General features: G+C 72.3%; 20 protein-coding genes and 1 riboswitch. Of the genes, 11 read left to right on the top strand and 9 right to left on the bottom strand.

Translation table 11 applies throughout. The features are described from left to right. The 5 genes from miv_RS15480 to miv_RS15460 form a co-directional block, all read right to left on the bottom strand. Entirely contained in the window at positions 1 to 597 is a 597-nt protein-coding gene (locus miv_RS15480; RefSeq protein ID WP_207177738.1) for a Uma2 family endonuclease, read from the bottom strand. A 209-nt stretch (positions 598 to 806) separates the two neighbouring features. Further along, entirely contained in the window at positions 807 to 1,841 is a 1,035-nt protein-coding gene (cobW, locus tag miv_RS15475) for a cobalamin biosynthesis protein CobW (RefSeq protein ID WP_207177737.1), read from the bottom strand. Continuing rightward, entirely contained in the window at positions 1,838 to 2,215 is a 378-nt protein-coding gene (locus tag miv_RS15470; protein ID WP_048425722.1) for a DUF1636 family protein, read from the bottom strand. The genes cobW and miv_RS15470 overlap by 4 nt, the downstream gene beginning before the upstream one ends. Then, entirely contained in the window at positions 2,212 to 2,979 is a 768-nt protein-coding gene (locus miv_RS15465; protein ID WP_048425721.1) for a CbtA family protein, read from the bottom strand. Before miv_RS15465 ends, miv_RS15470 begins: the two co-directional genes overlap by 4 nt. Positions 2,980 to 3,063: 84 nt before the next feature. After that, the gene (locus miv_RS15460) at positions 3,064 to 3,240 is read right to left on the bottom strand and encodes a CbtB domain-containing protein (RefSeq protein WP_048425720.1); all 177 of its coding nucleotides are present in this window, start codon (positions 3,238 to 3,240) and stop codon (positions 3,064 to 3,066) included. Between the two features lie 31 nt (positions 3,241 to 3,271). Beyond that, a riboswitch (cobalamin riboswitch) is annotated at positions 3,272 to 3,475 on the bottom strand. Positions 3,476 to 3,596: 121 nt separating this feature from the next. Here miv_RS15460 and cobU point away from each other — a divergent pair. The 3 genes from cobU (at position 3,597) to miv_RS15445 (ending at position 5,678) form a co-directional block, all read left to right on the top strand. Then, on the top strand, positions 3,597 to 4,109 hold the full coding sequence (gene cobU, locus miv_RS15455; protein ID WP_048425753.1) for a bifunctional adenosylcobinamide kinase/adenosylcobinamide-phosphate guanylyltransferase: 513 nt from the start codon (positions 3,597 to 3,599) through the stop codon (positions 4,107 to 4,109). After that, positions 4,106 to 4,711: a cob(I)yrinic acid a,c-diamide adenosyltransferase gene (gene cobO / locus miv_RS15450; protein ID WP_048425719.1), complete on the top strand. Its 606-nt coding sequence runs from the start codon at positions 4,106 to 4,108 to the stop codon at positions 4,709 to 4,711. The genes cobU and cobO overlap by 4 nt, the downstream gene beginning before the upstream one ends. A gap of 205 nt (positions 4,712 to 4,916) precedes the next feature. Next, positions 4,917 to 5,678, top strand: coding sequence for a prephenate dehydrogenase/arogenate dehydrogenase family protein (locus miv_RS15445; RefSeq protein ID WP_048425718.1), 762 nt, complete (start codon positions 4,917 to 4,919; stop codon positions 5,676 to 5,678). Positions 5,679 to 5,761: 83 nt separating this feature from the next. Here miv_RS15445 and miv_RS15440 read toward each other — a convergent pair whose 3' ends face one another. The 4 genes from miv_RS15440 to serS form a co-directional block, all read right to left on the bottom strand. Beyond that, complete coding sequence (locus miv_RS15440) at positions 5,762 to 7,339, bottom strand: peptidoglycan DD-metalloendopeptidase family protein (protein ID WP_244748539.1); 1,578 nt, start codon at positions 7,337 to 7,339, stop codon at positions 5,762 to 5,764. 155 nt (positions 7,340 to 7,494) lie between these two features. Further along, positions 7,495 to 8,106 (bottom strand): protein-L-isoaspartate O-methyltransferase family protein, encoded by a 612-nt coding sequence (locus tag miv_RS15435; RefSeq protein ID WP_048425752.1) that lies wholly within the window; start codon positions 8,104 to 8,106, stop codon positions 7,495 to 7,497. An 89-nt stretch (positions 8,107 to 8,195) separates the two neighbouring features. After that, positions 8,196 to 8,957, bottom strand: a complete 762-nt coding sequence (gene surE / locus miv_RS15430; RefSeq protein WP_048425716.1) for a 5'/3'-nucleotidase SurE — start codon at positions 8,955 to 8,957, stop codon at positions 8,196 to 8,198. Then, a complete protein-coding gene (serS, locus tag miv_RS15425) occupies positions 8,957 to 10,273 on the bottom strand; it encodes a serine--tRNA ligase (RefSeq protein ID WP_048425715.1) in 1,317 nt (438 codons plus the stop codon). The genes surE and serS overlap by 1 nt, the downstream gene beginning before the upstream one ends. Positions 10,274 to 11,395: 1,122 nt before the next feature. On the opposite strand from serS, the gene argS reads away from it, so the two are divergent. The 8 genes from argS (at position 11,396) to tatC (ending at position 19,528) form a co-directional block, all read left to right on the top strand. Further along, positions 11,396 to 13,153, top strand: coding sequence for an arginine--tRNA ligase (argS, locus tag miv_RS15420; RefSeq protein ID WP_207177735.1), 1,758 nt, complete (start codon positions 11,396 to 11,398; stop codon positions 13,151 to 13,153). Between the two features lie 184 nt (positions 13,154 to 13,337). After that, the gene (locus miv_RS15415) at positions 13,338 to 14,699 is read left to right on the top strand and encodes an SPOR domain-containing protein (protein WP_207177734.1); all 1,362 of its coding nucleotides are present in this window, start codon (positions 13,338 to 13,340) and stop codon (positions 14,697 to 14,699) included. Between the two features lie 249 nt (positions 14,700 to 14,948). After that, positions 14,949 to 15,962, top strand: coding sequence for a beta-N-acetylhexosaminidase (nagZ, locus tag miv_RS15410; protein ID WP_207177733.1), 1,014 nt, complete (start codon positions 14,949 to 14,951; stop codon positions 15,960 to 15,962). A 12-nt stretch (positions 15,963 to 15,974) separates the two neighbouring features. Continuing rightward, positions 15,975 to 16,754: a segregation and condensation protein A gene (locus tag miv_RS15405; protein WP_207177732.1), complete on the top strand. Its 780-nt coding sequence runs from the start codon at positions 15,975 to 15,977 to the stop codon at positions 16,752 to 16,754. Continuing rightward, entirely contained in the window at positions 16,751 to 17,398 is a 648-nt protein-coding gene (gene scpB, locus miv_RS15400; RefSeq protein ID WP_207177731.1) for an SMC-Scp complex subunit ScpB, read from the top strand. The genes miv_RS15405 and scpB overlap by 4 nt, the downstream gene beginning before the upstream one ends. Before the next feature lie 210 nt (positions 17,399 to 17,608). Continuing rightward, positions 17,609 to 17,935 carry a twin-arginine translocase TatA/TatE family subunit gene (locus tag miv_RS33380; protein ID WP_082713792.1) on the top strand — a complete coding sequence of 109 codons (327 nt, stop codon included), beginning with the start codon at positions 17,609 to 17,611 and terminating at the stop codon, positions 17,933 to 17,935. Between the two features lie 211 nt (positions 17,936 to 18,146). Then, positions 18,147 to 18,728, top strand: coding sequence for a Sec-independent protein translocase protein TatB (tatB, locus tag miv_RS15390; protein WP_048425520.1), 582 nt, complete (start codon positions 18,147 to 18,149; stop codon positions 18,726 to 18,728). Continuing rightward, positions 18,725 to 19,528 (top strand): twin-arginine translocase subunit TatC, encoded by an 804-nt coding sequence (tatC, locus tag miv_RS15385; protein WP_048425521.1) that lies wholly within the window; start codon positions 18,725 to 18,727, stop codon positions 19,526 to 19,528. Before tatB ends, tatC begins: the two co-directional genes overlap by 4 nt. The last annotated feature ends 34 nt before the right edge of the window (positions 19,529 to 19,562 follow it).

The raw sequence follows: 19,562 nt of genomic DNA, 5'->3' as shown, positions 1-19,562 counted from the left end.
CTAGTCCCCGGTCCCCGAGACGAGGCGGGGCCGCGCCGGGAAGGCGACGCCGTCATAGACCTCCGCCAGCGCCAGGGTCATGCCGAACTCGGGCAGATCGATCGTCCCGTCGAGACCCGTCACGAGGCGACGCTGCCAGACACCATCCGCATCCCGGTGCCATAGGGCGATCTCAGGCGCGTTCGGCTCGACCAGCAGGATCACCGCGAGGCTCGGCAGCGTCTTGTACTCTTCCAGCTTGTCGAAGGCGTCGAAGTCGCGCGTGGAAGGCGACAGCACCTCGACGACGAGCCGCGGCTCGGCCGCGCTCAGCCCGTTCGGATCACGGGGCCCGCAATCGACGCCGAGATCGGGCCGGCGAATCTGGCCGGGCAGGGTCTCGACGCTGCCGTCGCCGGTGAAGGGCCGGCACGGCGTGCCGCGCAGGCGCGTGCGGAACTCCGCCACGAGGTTGACGACGATGTCGTCGTGGACGTTCCGGGCGCCCGCCATCAGGCGCACCGGCACCCCGCCTACCAGCTCGTAGCGCTCGGGCTGCTGTTCCTGCCAGGAGAAGAACTCCTGCACGCTCCAGGGCCGCGGCGCCGGCTCCGACATGGGATGGCCCTCCGGGGCTGGGGGTTTCGACAGTCGAGGTTCGGCCTCAACCCGACGCCATGGCGTCAGGCATCGCGCTTCGAAAGTAAAGCGTGGGTCCCTCCTCTCCCCGCGGACGGGGAGAGGGGACGATCCGCGCTTCTTCCCGGCATGGACGGCCCGTCGCAGTCTGCGAGACCCGGTACGCCGGAACCGGCGTACCGTTTCCGTCAGCCCTTCAGCGCCGCCGTCACCGCCGCCTTGTCGAAGCCCGTGAGCCCGATCACCACCAGCGTGCCGTCGCGGTGCTCGGCCGGGCGCCAGGGACGGTCGTAGTGGTGCGCGACGCGGCGGCCCACGCCCTGGACGACGAGGCGCATCGGCTTGTCGGCGACGGCGCAGAAACCCTTGATGCGCAGCACGCCGGCGACCTCGGCCGCCTTGGCGACGCGGGCGGCGAGGTCCTCGGGCGAGCCCGCGGCCGCGACGGGGATCGCCACGCTCTCGAAGTCGTCGTGATCGTGGTCTTCCTCCGTCTCGTGATGCGAGGGCCGGGCCGCGAGGTCGTCCTCGGCGGCCGCGTTGAGGCCCAGCAGCACGCGGGGATCCAGCGCCCCGTGGGCGGTCTCGACGAGCTTGACGGCACGCGGCAGGTGCGCCTCGACCTCGGCGCGGACGCGCGCCCGCTCGCCCTCGTCGAGGAGGTCGGACTTGTTCATCACCACGAGGTCGGCGCAGAGGAGCTGGTCCTCGAAGACCTCCTCCAGCGGGTTCTCGTGGTCGACGCTGGCATCGGCCGCACGCTGCGCGGCCAGCGCCTCCGGATCGTCCGCGAAGGCGCCCGAGGCCACCGCCGGGCCGTCCACCACCGCCACCACGCCGTCGACGGTCACCCGCGAGCGGATCGCCGGCCAGTTGAAGGCCTGGACGAGGGGCTTGGGCAGGGCGAGGCCGGAGGTCTCGATCAGGATGTGCTCCGGCGGCTCCGGCCGGTCGAGGAGCGTGTTGAGCGCCGGCACGAAGTCGTCGGCGACGGTGCAGCAGATGCAGCCGTTCGGCAACTCCACCACCGCGTCGGCGTCGCAGCCCGGGATGCCGCATTCGGCGAGCAGGGACCCGTCGAAGCCGACATCGCCGAACTCGTTGACGATGATGGCGAGCCGCCGGCCGTCGTTGTGCTCGATCGCGTGGCGCACCAGCGTCGTCTTGCCGGCGCCGAGGAAGCCCGTGACGATGGTGCAGGGGATCTTGTTGAGGATGGTCATGCGTTCACCGGCGCGGGAGGGATGCGGGCGACGACACCCTTGCGGAACTCCTGCGGACGCTCGCGCCAGGGCACGATTCCGTCCGGCGTCCCGGCATAGAGGCCGATGCCGTCGAGGATGATGTCGGCGGAGGTCGCCGGGTCGAGGTCGCCGTAGACGTAGGTCCAGCGGCCGGGGCTCGCGACCGCGACCGTGCAGGACCGCTTGCAGACCGAGAGGCATTCCACCGGCTCGATCGTGACCGGCGCGCCGGGCCGGGCGGCCAGCGCTGCGGCCAGCGCGTCATGCAGGCGGGCCCCGGCGCGGGGGCCGTCGGCCGGATCGGCGGCGTCGCGGCAGGTGGTGCAGACGTAGAGGACAACCGGATCACTCATGCCGCCACCCCGCTGCGGACGGGATGCCCCGTCCGCCCTGCCACGGCGCCCCAGGCCCAGCCGAAGGCGAGGCCGAGCACCGCCCAGAAGGCGAAGCCGATGGCGAGCGACCGGGCGGCGAACTGCGCCGCGAAGACCGGCGGCATGGCGGAGATTTCTTCCGGCCCGTGCGGCGCGCCCCAGACATGCGGCGCGACGAGGAGGGCGAGGCCGATGCCGATCGCCGCCGGGCCGCGGCGGATCGCGATCAGGTAGAGGCCGGCCGCCGTGGCGAGGGCGGTCGCCACCCACCAGAGCTGGCGCGATTCGAGGCCCGCCGCGGCGATGCCGGGCAGTTCCGGCGGCAGCCCGATCGCGGGAGCGAGGCCGGCGGCCAGGAAGCCGCCGATGCCGAACTTGAGCGCTTCGCCCGGCGTCACGGTGCGGCCGGTCGCGACCAGGACGGCGCCGAGCAGCAAGGCGTAGCCGACGCCGCTCACCAGGGTGGCGAGGGCCGTGAAGGCGAGGCGCGGCAGGCCGGGGGCGGGCTGCCATTGCGGCTCGCCGCCATGGTCGTGGCCGGCCTGGTCGTGTCCGGCATGGGCCAGCACGATCAGCGGGTTGGACAAGGCCCTGCCGGCGAGAGCCGGCCCGGCGGTCTCGGCCGTTTCGTACTTCTCCGCCGCCAGGATCAGCGGCGAGGTGAGGGCGAATTGCAGCACGGACGCCACGCAGGCGGCCAGGAAGCCGGCGACCAGGGCCGCGGCGAGCAGTCGTTTCGTCATGGGATCCCCTGCACGACCAACGGGAAACGGGCCCGCACCCCGTGAAGGGCGCAGGCCGCGCAGCCGCGTTCGGTCAGTCCCTGGTCAGTGGCAGGGGAAGTTGGCGGAGTGGCGCCAGTCGTGCGCGGCGTTGTGCAGGGCGACCACGGGCGCGAAGCCGGAGACGAACAGCAGACCGACGCCGAGGGTGGCGGCCAGGAGGACGGCGCTCAGGCGCTCGCCGACCAGGGCGGGGGAGAGGGAACGGGTGATCGCGACCATGACGAAACTCCTGCCGCCCCACCGGCGGCGTCGAGAGGAAAGGATGACGGCAGGTCTCCTGGCTCGCGGGCTCTCAACACCGGCCCACCGCCTTCCCGGATCGCTCCAGTGGCCGATGGCGGGCCGTAATCGTCCGCTCACAGTTGCGGGGGCAGCCGCGGCAGGCCGGAACGATCCCGGTTTCCGCGTTCCCTTTTCACCTCGTGACCGAGGCACCGTCGCGAAGACCCTAGCGGCTCGCCTGCGGGCTTGCAATCGCCGCCCCGTCCCCCGACACCCCCCATTCGATGGATTTCCACCCGACCCCCGCGCCCGAGGAGAGTTCCGTGCCGGACGAGACCCGCGCCGCGCCGCGCCTGACCCTGGTGCTGGGTGGCGCCCGCTCGGGCAAGAGCGCCTATGCCGAGGGGCTGGTCTCGGCGCGGGCCGGCCCCTGGCTCTACGTCGCGACGGCGCAGGGGTGGGACGACGAGATGCGCGAGCGCATCGCCCTGCACCGCGCCCGCCGACCGCCGCCCTGGGAGACCGTGGATGCGCCGCGCGATCTCGCCGGGGCGATCCGCCGGGCGCCGCCGGGCCGGCCGGTGCTGGTCGATTGCCTGACGCTCTGGCTCACCAATGCGATGCTGGACGAGGAGGCCGACCTCGCCGCCGAGGTCGCGGCGCTGCTCGCGGCCTGCGCCGCGGCGCCCGGGCCCCTGGTGCTGGTCTCGAACGAGGTCGGGTTCGGCATCGTGCCCGAGAACGCGCTCGCCCGCCGGTTCCGCGACGAGGCCGGCCGCCTGCACCAGCGCTTGGGCGCGCTCGCCGACCGGGTGGTGCTGGTGGTGGCGGGCCTGCCCATGACGATCAAGGGAGAGACGCAATGAGCGACGACGAGGCGGCGCGCCACCGCGCCAAGATGGAGAAGCGCAAGGCGGTCCAGGACGCCGAAGTGGCGGGCAAGACCATCGAGAAGGGCCTGCTCATCGTCCATACCGGCCCCGGCAAGGGCAAATCGACGGCGGCCTTCGGGCTGATGCTGCGGGCGCTCGGCCGCGGCTGGCGGGTCGGGGTGGTGCAGTACATCAAGGGCGCCTGGGAGACCGGCGAGCGGTTCGCCCTCGACCGGTTCGCCGACCAGGTCGAGTGGCACACGATGGGGGAGGGCTTCACCTGGGAGACCCAGGACCGCGACCGCGACGTGGCCGCCGCCCGCGCCGCCTGGGCGACGACCGAGGCGCTGATGGCCGATCCGGCGATCCGGCTCCTCGTCCTCGACGAGCTCAACATCGCGCTGCGCTACGACTACCTGCCGCTGGCGGACGTGGTGGAGGCCCTGAGCCGGCGCCGGCCCGACCTGCACGTCGTGGTGACGGGCCGCAACGCCAAGCCGGAGCTGATCGCCGCCGCCGATCTCGTGACCGAGATGACCCTCGTCAAGCATCACTTCACGGCCGGTGTGAAGGCGCAGGAGGGTATCGAGTTCTAACGGGGCAGAGCCCGATTGACGGCGCCGGCCGGCGGGAGCTACAGGCTCGGCCATGACCAGCGCCCTCCCGACCGGACTCTATCCCGCGCCGCAGCCTTAAGCGGCGGAGTGCTCGTCATTTCTCAACCGCTGCGACGTGTCGGCGGTTGAGGCTTTCCCCCCAAGGTCCAGGCCCGCCGACCTCGCCCATCCCCGAGGTCTTCCCGTGCCGTTTTCCCTCGATCCTCCCGTTTCGATCGGCCTGATCGGCTTCGGCGCCTTCGGACGCCTCGTCGCCGCGCATCTGGGGCCGCACGCCGACTTGCGCGTCCACGACCCGTTCGTGCCCGCGGGTGCGATCGCGGAAACGGGCGCCGCGCCCGCCACGCTCGCCGAGGCCGCCGCCTGCCCGGTGGTGATCCTCGCCACCCCCGTCGCGACCCTCGCCGCCGTGGTGGAGAACATCGCTCCCCACCTGCGGCCGGGCGCCCTCGTCCTCGATGTCGGCTCGGTGAAGGTGCGGCCGGCCGAGATCATGCGGGCGGGGCTGCCGGCCCACATCGACATCGTCGCCACCCATCCGCTCTTCGGGCCGCAGAGCGCGCGGGACGGGTTGCGCGGGCTCAAGATCGCGCTCTGCCCGGTGCGGGGCGGCCGGACGCGACGGGTCGGCGCCTTCCTGCGCCGCGCCCTCGGCCTCACCGTGATCCTGACCACGCCGGAGGCGCATGACCGCGAGGCGGCGGCGGTGCAGGGCCTGACGCACCTCATCGCCAAGGTGCTGGTGGCGATGGAGCCGCTGCCGACCCGGATGACGACCCGCAGCTTCGACCTGGTGATGCAGGCGGTCGGCATGGTCCGGCACGACGCCCCGGAGGTCTACCACGCGATCGAGCGCGAGAACCCGTTTTCGGCCGAGGTGCGGCGGCGGTTCTTCGCCCTGGCGGCGCGGATGGACGCGGAACTCGGGGAGGGCGCGTCCCGCTAGAGCATTTTCCGACGAAGTGGATGTCGGTCACGAAAAAAGCGGGACGCTCGCGCGCCCCGCTCTTCCTCACCCTCGATCGACGTTCAGTTGCTCGCGAGGTGCGGCATCGGGTCGACCGGGGTGGCGCCCTTGCGGATCTCGAAGTGCAGCTGCGGCGAGGTCACGTTGCCCGACGCGCCGGACTTGGCGATGGTCTGGCCGCGCTTCACCTTCTCGCCCGGCCGCACGTCGATCTCGCCGTTATGGGCGTAGGCCGAGACGTAGCCGTTGGCGTGGCGCACCAGGACGAGCTTGCCGTAGCCCTTCACGTCGCTGCCGGCATAGGCCACGGTGCCTTCCTCGGCGGCCTTGACCGGCGTGCCTTCCGGCACCGCGATGTTGATGCCCTCGTTGCCGCTCGAGCCGTAGCCGTTGATCACCCGGCCGCGGGCCGGCCAGCGGAAGGTCGATTGCGGATCGGGCGCCGCCGGGGCGACCGCCGGGGCGGGAGCCGGCGCGGGCTCGGGCGCCTTCTCGGGCAGGGCCGCGACCTTCACGGGCTTGGCCGGCTCGGGCTTCGGCTCCGGCTTCGCCTCGGCGACCTTCTTCGGCTCGGGCTTCTTGATCTCGGCCTTGGCCTCGACCGGCTTCGGCTCGGGCTTCTTGGGCTCGGGCTTCGTCTCGGCCTTGGCCTCGATCTTCGTGGGCTCGGGCTTGTGCAGCTCGGCGACCTTCTTCACCTCGGGCTTGGCCTTCTCGGCGACCTTCGGCTCCGGCTTGTGCTCGACCTTGGGCTCGGGCTTCCGGGCCTCGACCTTGGCGGCCTTCGGCTTCACGGCGGCCTTCTCGTCCTCGTCGTCGTCCTGCTGGCGCGCAGCGACCTTGGCGGTGGCCTTCGCCTGCGACTTGCTCGCGACCCGCTCCTCCTCCTCGCGCGGCTCGGGCTTGCGCAGGTTGAGCTTGGCGGCGCGCTCGGCGGCGGCGGGCGCCACCGGCTTCGCCTCGGCCTGGCCGGGGCGGACGGGGGCCTTGCGGGCCGGTTCCGGCTCGCGGCGGGCGGGCTCGGCCCGGACCGGCTCGGGACGGGGCGCGACCTCGGCCACCCGACGCACCGGCTCGGGGGCGCGGGTCTCGGCGGGGCGGGCCTCGGCGACCTGCATCCGTGGCGCCGGCGGCACCGTGCGGGCGCTCATCGCCGCGCCGCCGGCGTGGTAGACCGGGATCACGATCTGGCGGCCGGCGGTGACCTGCGCGGCGCTCGACAGGCCGTTGGCCTGGAGGATCGCGGCGGCCGGCACGCCGAAGCGGGTCGACATCTGGTTCAGGCTGTCGTTGGCGCCGACCGTGATGGTGGTGCCGCCGGTCGGCGACCAGCCGGCCGGGCCGCCGGTCACCGGCGCCGCGGCGGCGACGCGGGGCGTCAGGACCGGGGCGGCGGCCAGCGGGCGGCTCGTGACCGGCGACGCCAGGGGGGCGGCCAGCGGCCGCGACTGGATCGGCGCCGAGCGCACCGGCGCCGTCAGCGCCTCACCCTCGGGCAGGCTGCCGGTGGCCCCGGGTTCCCCGCTGGCGCTCGATGAGAACGGGTTCGAGAACGGATCGAGCCGCACCGCATCGGTGCTGCAGGCCGCCGTGGCGCCCCCGATCAGCCCGATGAGGGCGAAGCGCGACAGCCTCCGCATCCCCTTGCCTGCCCCGCGATCCCGCATCGACGCACCCGTACATCCACGCAACCCTATGACCGGGATTCAAACAGGATTCAGGTTAAGCTTCCGTTGCGGGGCGATGTTTCGGGCTCATCAAGCGGGGCCGTGGCGGGAGTGGACGCGTCGGCGCGTCAGAGCGCCGCCGCGAGACCGGGCGTCAGCGGGCCGATGCGCAGCGGCGTCTCGCGCACCTGCCGCCACGGGCCGTCCGCCTCCTGGGCGATGGCGACGAGGCGCGGCCCCGCCGGCGTCGTGAGCGCCCCGACGAGGCGCCCGCCCGGGTTCAGGCGCGCCAGCAGCGAGTCGGGCAGGTCGCGCAGCGTGCCGTTGACGAGGATGCGGTCGAACCCGCCGGTTTCCTCCGGCGGCGCATGGCCGTCCGCGAGCGCCACCATCGCGGCGTCGAAGCCGAGCGCGTCGAGGCGCGAGCGGGCGTTGCGCGCGAGCGTCGCGTAGCGCTCGAGGCTCACCACCTCGGCCGCCCCGAGGCGCAGCAGCAGGGCGGTGGCGTAGCCCGATCCGGTGCCGATCTCGAGCACCCGGGCTCCTTGCGGGTTGAGCGCCGCCAGCATCGTGGCGATGACGCTCGGCGCCGTCATGGTCTGGCCGCAGGGGAGCGGCAGGGCGAGGTCGCGGCGGGCGAGGTCGCGGAAGGCGAGGGGGGCGAAGGCTTCCCGCGGCACCCGCTCCATCGCGCCGAGCACCGCGGCGTCGCGCACGCCGCGGGCCCGGAGCCCCAGCACGAAGGCCGCGGTCTCGACCGCGCCGGCCGAAGCCTCACCCGATTCTCGACCCGGTTCCGTCCCGGGCTCTCCGGCCGGCGGCGCGGCGTTCACGCGAGGGCCTGGGCGTAGCGCGTCAGCGTCGGCTCGTCGGTGAGGTCGAGGCGCAGCGGGGTTACCGAGATGAAGCCGTCGGCGATCGCCTTCAAATCGGTGCCGTGGCCCGGCTCGAACCGCGCCTTGGCGAAGGCGAGCCAGAAATACGGGTTGCCGCGCCCGTCCATCCGCTCGTCGATCGACAGCAGGGCCTGATTGCGTACGCCCTGCGCCGCCACCGCGAGGCCCTTCACGTCGTCGGGCTCGCAATCGGGGAAGTTGACGTTGACCAGGATGCCGGGCTCGATCCCGACATCGAGGATCCGCCGCACCGTCGCGGCGCCGTGCCGGGCGGCGGTGTGCCACTTCACGTTGGCGCGCCCGCCGATGCCGTAGGCCTGGCTCAGCGCCACCGCCTTCACGCCGAGGATCGTCGCCTCCATGGCGCCCGCGATGGTGCCCGAATAGGTCACGTCCTCGGCGACGTTCTGGCCGCGGTTGACGCCGGACAGCACGAGGTCGGGCCCGTGATCCTTCAGGAGATGGCGGATGCCCATGATGATGCAGTCGGAGGGCGTGCCCTTCACCGCGAAGCGCTTCTCGCCGGCCTGGCGCAGGCGCAGGGGATCGTTGAGCGACAGCGAGTGCGACACGCCGCTCTGGTCGGTCTCCGGCGCGACGACCCAGACGTCGTCCGAGAGCTGCCCGGCGATCTCCTCCAGGCAGCGCAGGCCCGGCGCGTGGATGCCGTCGTCGTTGGTGACGAGAATGCGCATCAGCGCTGTCCTTCGATGCGGGTGAGGCCGCCCATGTAGGGCGCGAGGGCCGACGGGACCGTGATGCTGCCGTCGGGGTTCTGGTAGTTCTCCATCACGGCAATCAGCGCGCGGCCGACCGCGACGCCCGAACCGTTCAGGGTGTGGACGTAAGCCACGCCCTTGCCCTCCTTCGGGCGGTAGCGCGCCTCCATCCGGCGGGCCTGGAAGTCGCCGCAGACCGAGCAGGACGAGATCTCGCGATAGGTCTTCTGGCCCGGCAGCCAGGCCTCGATGTCGTAGGTCTTGGCGGCGGCGAATCCCATGTCGCCGGTGCAGAGCGTGACGACCCGGAACGGAATGTCGAGGCGCTTCAGCACGGCTTCGGCGCAGGACAGCATCCGCTCGTGCTCCTCGGTCGAGCGCTCGGGCGCAGTGACCGAGACGAGCTCGACCTTGCTGAACTGGTGCTGGCGCAGCATGCCGCGGGTGTCGCGGCCCGCCGCCCCGGCCTCGGCCCGGAAGCAGGGGGTGAGCGCCGTGAAGCGGAGCGGCAGCTCGTCCTCGGCGAGGATCGATTCGCGCACGAGGTTGGTGAGCGGCACCTCGGCGGTCGGGATCAGCCAGCGGTTCGGCGCGCCGCTCTCCTGGGCGATCTCGGGCGTGCCCTGGACCGCCGCGAACTGGTCGTCGCGGAACTTCGGCAGTTGCGCGGTGCCGAACATCGCCTCGTCGCGCACCAGGAGCGGCGGCGCCACCTCGGTATAGCCGTGCTCGCCCGTGTGCAGGTCGAGCATGAACTGGCCGAGCGCTCGCTCCAGCCGGGCGAGCTGGCCCTTGAGCACCACGAAGCGCGAGCCGGAGAGCTTCGCGGCGGCCTCGAAGTCCATCAGGCCGGTGGCCTCGCCGAGCTCGAAATGCTGGCGGCCTTCTTGCGCGAGGCCACGGCCCTCGAACAGGCTCTTCTCGACGTTGTCGTGCTCGTCGCGGCCCTCCGGCACGCCGGGACCCGGGAGGTTGGGGATCGCCGCCAGGCGCTCGGCGAGCGCCTTGCCCGCCGCGTCGGCGGCGGCATCGAGCGCCGGCGCCTCCTCCTTGAGGCGGGCGACCTCGGCCATCAGCGCTTGGGCCCGGGCCTCGTCCTTCGCCTTCTTGGCCGCGCCGATCTCCTTCGACAGGGCGTTGCGCTTCTCCTGGGCGCCCTGCGCCGCCGAGATCGCGGCCTTGCGGGCATCGTCGAGGCCGATCAGCTCGGCCGAGAGCGGCTCCAGCCCGCGGCTCGCCAGCCCCTTGTCGAAGATCGCCGGGTTGTCGCGGATGGCCCGGATGTCGTGCATGGCGCGGTCCGAATCGTTTGTCTCTGAAGGGCCGGAGAGTCCGGCGATGACGCCAGGACGCTTTGCAGCATCGGCTACGCCGCGACAAGGGAGGAGCCTGCCGCCCACGGCTACGACCAACCCACACGTTGGCGCCGACAGCCAACCCTTTTTCATGTCGTCATGAACGGTATCGTCGGCCGCGGCCGCTCCGTTCACGGTGCCGAGATCGCCGTGCACTCATAGACGAGATTCGGGGGAGATCGACGCGCAGGCAAGCCCCTTGAGGTCGATGTGCCGACGCTTCATTTGGGTGTCCCGTTTGCCAGCCAGAGAAACCGGCCGACCAAATTCAGCCAGCGGTTATTCGGCAGCCAAATGTTTCTTGCGCGATGGCCGTGTCAAACAATTGATCGGATGGCCCACCGGGCCTATCTTCAGCGAGTGAGGGCCGCGGTGGCAGCCGCGACCCTCGTTAGGCGACTTGCTAGGCCGCTACCAGAGCCCGATCGTGATGGTCACAGACCATCCGGTCGGGTTTTTGGCAACGATGACGGTGATCATCGGAAATCCGATCACGCCGTTCACCTCCCTTCCAGCCATGCCTGCTCAGCCCTCGCGGGTTTCGGTGACGTCCGGCAAAATCCGCCACAAGCTCCGCTCGCCACGGAGCCGTCGCGACTGGAAGGGTGTGTCGCCTGCAAAGACGATAACATTCTCGCCGCCTGCTTCAAGGTTCAGAAAAAAATTGTGCCGCATAATGCATTGTGGTGTCTTAACAGGGATTTCACGATATTTAACGATTGATTAACCATTTTTCCCTGATCTGGAACGCATTTTGAGCGCAAATCAACAGATCAATAATCGTACCGGTGCAGTTCGATGAACTTGTCGACGTAGCGCAAGGCGTTTACGAAAAATCTCGCGCTGCGGCGCATGAGCGACCTTGAGAGATGCGGCTCTGGTTCCGCGCCACCATTCCCATGCGGCTGCGGGGGAGCGATGTGCCATGCGTCCGGCGTGGCGACCCGATCCCATCTCAGCCCCGCTTGCAGCCGGCCGCCCCGGCGTGAGAAGAGCGCCCCGTGCAGGCTGGGGGCCCTCCGCCCCGGCCGGCCCGAACTTTGCAGAACTGGTCAACGCATGAACATCTTCGCCGCCTTCGAGGCCCGCATCGGCGAGGCGCTCGAGACGCTCACCCGCGCCGGCACCCTCCCGGAGGGGCTGGACCGCGCCCGCGTGGTGGTCGAGCCGCCGCGCGATTCGAGCCACGGCGACCTCGCCACCAATGCCGCCCTGGTCCTCGCCAAGGAGGCCCGCACCAACCCGAAGGCGCTCGCCGAGGCGCTCGCCGCCGACCTGCGCACCGACCCCAGGGTGACGGAAGCCAGCGTCGCCGGGCCGGGCTTCATCAACCTCCGGCTGAACCCTTCGATCTACGGCGAGGTGGTGCGGGCGGCGCTGCGCGACGGCGACGCCTACGGCCGCGGCGCCACGGTGCCGGGCGGGGTCAACGTCGAGTACGTCTCGGCCAACCCGACCGGGCCGATGCATGTCGGCCACGGCCGCGGCGCGGTGTTCGGCGACGCGCTGGCGAACCTCCTCGTCGCGGCCGGCCGCGACGTGACCCGCGAGTACTACATCAACGATGCCGGCGCCCAGGTCGACGTGCTCGCCCGTTCGGCCTTCCTGCGCTACCGCGAGGCCCTCGGCGAGACGGTGACGATCCCCGAGGGGCTCTATCCGGGCGACTACCTCGTGCCGGTCGGCGAGGCCCTGAAGGCGCAGTACGGCGAGACGCTGCGCGACAAGCCCGAGGCCGAGTGGCTGCCGCTGGTGCGCGACTTCGCCATCGACCGGATGATGGACCGCATCCGCGAAGATCTGGCGGCCATCGGCATCCATCACGACGTCTTCTTCTCCGAGCGCACGCTCCAGGCCGGGGGCGAGGGCGGTGCCGTCGCGGCGCTGATCGCCGACCTGCGCGAGAAGGGCCTCGTCTACGAGGGCCGGCTGCCCCCGCCCAAGGGCCAGCTGCCGGAGGATTGGGAGGACCGCGAGCAGACGCTGTTCCGGGCCACCGCCTTCGGCGACGACATTGATCGGCCGCTGCTGAAGTCCGACGGCAGCTTCACCTACTTCGCCTCGGACATCGCCTATCACCGCTCCAAGGTCGAGCGCGGCGCGGTCGAGCTGATCGACGTGCTCGGCGCCGACCACGGCGGCTACGTCAAGCGCATGCAGGCCGCCGTGAAGGCGGTCTCGGACGGGAAGGCGGCCCTCGACGTCAAGCTGTGCCAGCTGGTGCGGCTCCTGCGCGGCGGCGAGCCGGTGAAGATGTCCAAGCGGGCGGGCGAGTTCGTCACCCTGCGCGAGGTGATCGACGAGGTCGGCCGCGACCCCGTGCGCTTCATGATGCTGTACCGGAAGAACGACGCCACCCTCGATTTCGACCTCGCCAAGGTGGTCGAGCAGTCGAAGGACAACCCGGTCTTCTACGTCCAGTACGCGCATGCCCGCGCCGCCTCGGTGTTCCGCCAGGCCCGCGAGGCGTTTCCCGATCTCGACCTGTCGCCGGCCGCCCTGGCGCGGGCCGACCTGTCGGGCCTCACCGATTCGGGCGAGCTCGACATGATGCGCCTGATCGCCCAGGTGCCTCGCGTGATCGAGGCGGCGGCCGCCGCCCACGAGCCGCATCGCCTCGCCTTCCACCTCTACGAGCTGGCCAGCGCGTTCCATAGTTTCTGGAACAAGGGCAAAGACTTGCCGCAATTACGGTTTGTTAATCAAACCGACAGAAAGTCCACGGAGGCGAGGCTGGCCCTCGTCGCCGCCCTCAAGGGCGTGGTCGCGTCCAATCTCGGGATCCTCGGCGTCGGTGCACCCGACGAGATGCGCTGAGGCTCGGCGCCGGGATCGGCGCGCGACCGGACGCCGCGGAGGGTGCGAAGGCGCCTTCGCGGCGGGACGCGAGCGATGGGATCTGCCGGCCGCCCTCCCCATATCGGGGTGGGCGGCCGATGTCGCCGAGCCGGCCTGATTCAGCGCCGCGAGGTGACGTGAGGGCGAACAGGATGGTGCTGCCATGACGACGAATGCTTCCCGGGTTCCCGTCGACTACGACGGCTTCGAGCACGATCGGCAGCCGACCCCCGCCCAGCCCGGCGCGCGGCCCGATCCGCTCGCCGAACTCGCCCGCATCGTCGGCCAGGACGATCCGTTCCGCGCCCTGCTCGAGGCCAAGGAAGCCAAGGAGGCGACCCGCAATGCGGAAAGCCGCGGCCGCGTCGAGCCGGTGCTGCCGAGCTACGGCGAGGCGGGCTTCTCCGCACCGGCGGGCGCCCTCGCCGCCGGCCGGTCCGAGCCCACGATGGCCGCCCCGTCGCACCCGCCGGCCGGGGCCTTCAACCAGTACCTCGCCGCCTCCGAGCACGAGGCCGTCGCCGATCCGGTCCCCGTGGCCGGCGAGGCGGAGCCCGCCCTCGCCGCCGAACCGCGGCCCCGCGGCCGCCGGCGCATCGCCCTCGTCGGCACCGCGCTCGGCATCGTGGCGGCGTCGATCGGCGGCGCGCTGACCTGGAAGGCCTTCCATCACGGCCGCTCCGGCGCGCCGATCCTGGTCATGGCCGATCAGGCGCCGCTCAAGGTCGCGCCGCAGAATGCCGGCGGCGTCGAGATCCCGGACCAGAACAAGCAGATCTACGAGCGCGGCACCACCGCCAAGGATGGGCAGATCCGCATCGTCAACCGCGAGGAACAGCCCCTCGACGTGAAGCAGGCGGCCCGGGCCCTCGTGGCCGAGGCCGGCCCCTCCGCCTCGCCCGCCACCCCCGGCAACGCGCTGACCGAATCGCTCGGCGAGCCGCGCCGGGTGCGCACCGTCTCGGTGCGGCCCGAGCCGTCGCCGGCCGAGGCCCAGCGCGCCGCCCAGGAGGCCCAGCAGAAGGCCGCGCAGGCGCAAGGCGCCGCCGCCTCGCCGATCCCGACCATGACCCTGCCGACCGAGGCTACCGGCTCGACCCCGGCCCCGGCCCCGGTGACGCCGCGCAGCAGCGCCCGGGTCGTGCCGATCGCCCCGCAGACCCCGGCCGCGGCGGCCGAGGCCCCGGCGCCCGAGACACCGGCGCCCAGGCCGCCGCAGCGCGTCGCTTCCGCCGAGCCGCCCACCACCACCCAGGCGATGCCGACGCCCCAGGCGCCGGTCGGCGGCTTCTCGGTCCAGCTCTCGGTGCGCGCCACCGAGAAGGAGGCCGAGGTCGCCTTCAAGCAGGCCCGCGAGCGCTACGCCGCCGTGCTCGGCAACCAGTCGCCGCTGATCCGCCAGGCCGAGGTCAACGGCAAGTCGATCTATCGCGTCCGCGTCGGGCCGATGTCGAAGGAGAGCGCCGACGGCCTGTGCGGCAAGCTCAAGTCGGCGGGAGCGGCCTGCTTCGTCGCCAAGAACTGAACCGGTACGAACTGAGCCGGCGAGAACTGAGCCTGTCGAGCGCCTGAACCGGATGCCTCCGAAGGGAGGCTTCCCGCTTCGGCCGGGCCGGGGAAACCCTGCCGCTGTGGCGCTCCGCCGACAGCTCCGCACCGGCGAAGCGCGCTAGATTCCTCTTCCTCGAATCGCCCGTCCCGCTCCCCGATGCCCCTGGCAGCGGGCGGGGTGGGCTCCCCGTTCCAGCCCCCGAACCGACGAGAATCGCCGTCGATGACGAGCCTTGCCCTGATCCTTGGCTGCGCCGGCCCGACCCTGAGCGCCGACGAGGCCGCCTTCTTCCGCGAGGCGCAGCCCTGGGGCTTCATCCTGTTCAAGCGCAACATCGAGAGCCCGGAGCAGGTCCGCGCCCTCACGGCGGCGCTCCGCGAGACCATCGGCCGGGCCGATGCGCCGATCCTGATCGACCAGGAGGGCGGGCGCGTGCAGCGCATGACCCGTCCGCACTGGAACGCCTACCCGGCCGGCCGGACCTACCTGCGCGCCGGCGGCCCGGAGAACGGCCCGGCGCTCGCCCATCTCGGCGCCCGCCTGATGGCGCACGACCTCGCCTCGGTCGGCATCAACGTCGATTGCGCGCCGGTGCTCGACGTGCCGGTGCCGGGCGCCCACGACGTCATCGGCGACCGGGCCTACGGCACCGAGCCGGCGGTCGTGGCGGCGTTCGGCCGCGCGGTGGCCGAGGGCCTGATGGCCGGCGGCGTGCTGCCGGTGATGAAGCACGTCCCCGGCCACGGCCGCGCCGGGGCCGACAGCCACCACGCCCTGCCGGTGGTCGAGGCGACCCCGGGCGAGCTCGACGCCCACGACTTCCAGCCGTTCCGGGCGCTCGCCGACCTGCCGATGGCGATGTCGGCCCACGTCGTGTTCCGCGCCCTCGATCCCGACAACCCGGCCACGACCTCCGCGACGGTGATCCGCGAGATCGTGCGCGGCCGCATCGGGTTCGACGGCCTGCTGATGACCGACGACCTCTCGATGAACGCGCTCGCCGGCGGGTTCCGCGACCGCGCCGCCGCCGCCTTCCGGGCCGGCTGCGACGTCGGCCTGCACTGCAACGGCGTCCGGGCCGAGATGGAGGAGGTCGTGGCGGCGGCGCCGTCCCTCGCCGGCGAGGCCCTGCGCCGGGCCGAGGCCGCCCTGGCGCGCCTCGCGCCCGACACGGCGTCCTTCGACCCGATGGAAGCCCGCGCCCGCCTCGATGCCGGGCTCGCCGACGCGGCCTGACGGGACGCGGCGATGAGGGCGGACGAGGCCGCGCGGGAGACCGACGAGGACGCGCCCGAGGGCGCGGCCTTCGTGGTCGACGTCGACGGCTTCGAGGGCCCCCTCGACCTGCTGCTGGAACTGGCGCGCCGCCAGAAGGTCGATCTCGCCCGGATCTCGATCCTGGCGCTCGTCGAGCAGTACCTCGCCTTCATCGACGAGGCGCGGCGCCTGCGGCTCGAACTGGCGGCGGATTACTTGGTGATGGCGGCCTGGCTCGCCTACCTCAAGTCGCGGCTGCTGCTGCCGGCCCCGCCCCGCGGCCCTGAGCCCGCGGCCGGCGATCTCGCCGAGGCCCTGGCCCTGCGGCTGCGCCGGCTCGAAGCCATCCGGGCCGCCGCCCTGATGCTCTCGGAGCGTACCCAGCTCGGCCGCGACGTCTTCGGCCGCGCCGCCCCCCTGCCGGAGCCCGAGGCGGGGGAGGGCGGGTCCTTCGCCGTCTCCCTGCACGACCTCATCGCCGCCTATGCCCGCCAGTGCCAGGAGCGAGCCGGGGCGCAGGTCACCCTGCCGCCGCGCAACGTGTGGTCGCTGATCGACGCCCGGACCGCGCTGGAGCGCCTGATCGGCCCCTGGGACGACTGGACCGATCTCGATTCCTGCCTCGCCCGGTACCTCGCCGACCCGAAGAGCCGCGCCACGGTGCGCGCCTCCTCGCTCTCGGCGGTGCTCGAACTCGCCCGCGAGGGCCGGCTCCTCCTGCGCCAGGACGCCCCCTACGCGCCGATCCAGATCCGCGCGGCCGGGCCGTGAGCGCAAGACCTCCCCGCCCGACCGAGCCGCCCGTTCCCTCGCAGGCCGTGCGCCTCGCCGAGGCGCTGATCTTCAGCGCGCCGGTGCCGCTCGGGCCGGCCGCGCTCGCCGCCCGGCTGCCGCCCGGCACCGACGTGCCGGCGGTCGTCGCCGAGATCGCCCGGGCCTACGCGACGCGCGGGCTCACGCTCGTCCGGGTGGCCGGCGGCTACGCCTTCCGCACCGCCCCCGACCTCGCGGGCGCCCTGCGGGGCGACGCGCCCGAGCCGCGCAGGCTGTCGCGGGCGGCCCTCGAGACCCTGGCGATCGTCGCCTACCACCAGCCGGTGACCCGGGCCGAGATCGAGGAGATTCGCGGCGTCACCACCTCCAAGGGCTCCCTCGACCTCCTGCTGGAGACCGGCTGGGTGCGCCTGCGCGGCCGGCGCCGCACGCCGGGGCGACCAGTGACCTACGGCACCACCCCGGCCTTCCTCGACCATTTCGGCCTCGATGCGATTTCCGACCTGCCGGGCCTCGACGAGCTGAAGGGCCTCGGCCTGATCGAGGGACGGCTGCCGGCCGGCTTCCGGGTGCCGCAGCCGGGCGACGGCGCCGATCCGGACGACGATCCGCCGTCCGGCGAGGGCGAGCTGATCGCATGAAATCCCCGGTGGTCATTCCGTCCGTCTCTGAGGAAGCGCCGGAGGAAACGCTTGTTTTCGCCTCTTCGCGTCCTTAGGTTCCGGCCGGACCGTGCGCGCTCGGCTCAGCCGGTGCGGCGACGATGAGCGTGCGGGATCAGAGGTTTGGGGCGTGCGAGAACGCCCCGTGACGAGTGCGGCAGCGAAGCTGACGCTGCGCGGGAGAGAACCATGGGCGGCGCGAGTATCTGGCACTGGATCGTCGTCGGCGTGATCATCATGCTGCTGTTCGGGCGCGGCAAGGTGTCCGATCTGATGGGCGACGTCGCCAAGGGCATCAAGGCCTTCAAGAAGGGCATGGCCGACGACGAGCAGGCCCCGACCACGACCGCGCAGGTGCCCCACGCGCCGATCCCGCCGGTTCAGGTCCCGCCCCCGGTCGTGCACCCCGCTCCGGTGCAGCCGGTCCACGCGCCGACTGCCGCGCCGCACACCGTGCCGACCGCCCAGATGCCGCCGCTCACCCCCCAGCCGAACACCGACCACAAGGTCGGCTGAGCCGCCGCCATCGTGGAGGGGTGCGCGCGGCCAGGCCGGCCGCCCCGTCCGCATCGAGCACCTCCAGGCCGGCGCAGGACCGCCCGCGGGCCCCGCCTCTCAACCGGAACCTGCGCGGCGCCGACTGGCGCCGGCGCCGCGGCGTGCTAGACAGCCCGCGCGGGGCGCCCGCCCGAGAGTCGCGCCGCGCGAGTAGCAGGGCCGTCACGCCATGTTCGATATGAGTTGGGGCGAGGTGATGCTGATCGGCGGCGTCGCGCTCGTCGTCATCGGCCCCAAGGACCTGCCCAGGGCCCTGCGCACCGTGGGCCAGGTCACCGGCCGCCTCAAGCGCATGGCCGGCGAGTTCCAGAGCCAGTTCAGCGAGGCGATGCGCGAGGCCGAGCTCGACGACGTCCGCCGCGAGGTCGAGGGCATCAACCGCAGCGTGACCTCGGCGACGGCGACCGGCTTCAACCCGGTCCAGACCATCCGCAACGAGATCAAGGGCGCGGTGGACGGTACGGCGGCCACCAAGCCGACGACCCAGGCGCTGCCCGGCTCCGATCCGCTCGTCGCCTCGGCCGACCCCTACGCCGCGACGATTCCCGATCCGGCACCCGTCGATCCGGCCGCGCCGCCGGCCTACCAGCCGCCCGAGCCCGCCGCCGAGAAGCCGACCCACGAGGCGCTGGCCGCCGCCACCGCGCATCTCAAGGCCGAGGCCGCCCGCGCGGCGCCGGAAGCCGCCGGTTCCCACACGGCGGAGCCGTCCACGTCCCCCGATACCGCCAGCACGGGCCGCAGCGCATGATGACCGAGGCCGACGAAGCCGAGATCGAGGCCTCGCGTGCACCCCTGATCGAGCACCTGATCGAGCTGCGCTCGCGGCTGATCAAGTCGATGCTCGCCTTCGGGGTGATGTTCTTTATCTGCTTCTTCTTCGCCCAGCACATCTACAACGTGCTGGTCTATCCCTATGTCAGCGTGGTCGGGGCCGACAAGGCGCGGCTGATCGCGACCCATTTCCTCGAGCAGGTCTTCACCAACATCAAGCTGAGCGTGTTCGGCGCCGGCTTCCTGTCCTTCCCGGTGGTCGCGACCCAGCTCTACGCCTTCGTGGCGCCGGGCCTCTACCGCAACGAGCGCCGGGCCTTCCTGCCCTACCTGATCGCCACGCCGATCTTCTTCCTCCTCGGCGCCCTCGTCGTCTACTTCCTGGCGATGCCGCTGCTGATCAAGTTCTCGGTCAGCCTGCAGCAGATCGGACAGCCCGGCGAGGCCACGATCGAGCTTCTGCCCAAGGTGGACGAGTATCTCTCGCTCATCATGACGCTGATCTTCGCCTTCGGCATCGCGTTCCAGCTGCCGGTGATCCTGACCCTGCTGGGCCAGGTCGGCCTGATCGATTCGAAGTTCCTGAAGGAGCGGCGGCGCTACGCGATCGTGCTGGTCTTCGTCGCCGCCGCGGTGCTGACCCCGCCCGACGTGATCAGCCAGCTCTCCCTCGCGGTCCCGATGCTGCTCCTCTACGAGGCATCGATCGTCTCGGTCCGCGCGATGGAGAAGCGGCGCGAGCGCGAACGGGCGGCCGAGGAGGCGGCGGGGGGCTGAGCCCTCCCGCCCGGTCTCCGAGCAGCCCCCGGGG

The sequence above is a fragment of the Methylobacterium indicum genome, assembly GCF_017347565.1.
GTDB classification, from domain to species: domain Bacteria; phylum Pseudomonadota; class Alphaproteobacteria; order Rhizobiales; family Beijerinckiaceae; genus Methylobacterium; species Methylobacterium indicum.
The sequence above is the reverse complement of the archived record's forward strand: the minus strand, read 5'-3'. Positions and strand labels throughout refer to the sequence as shown.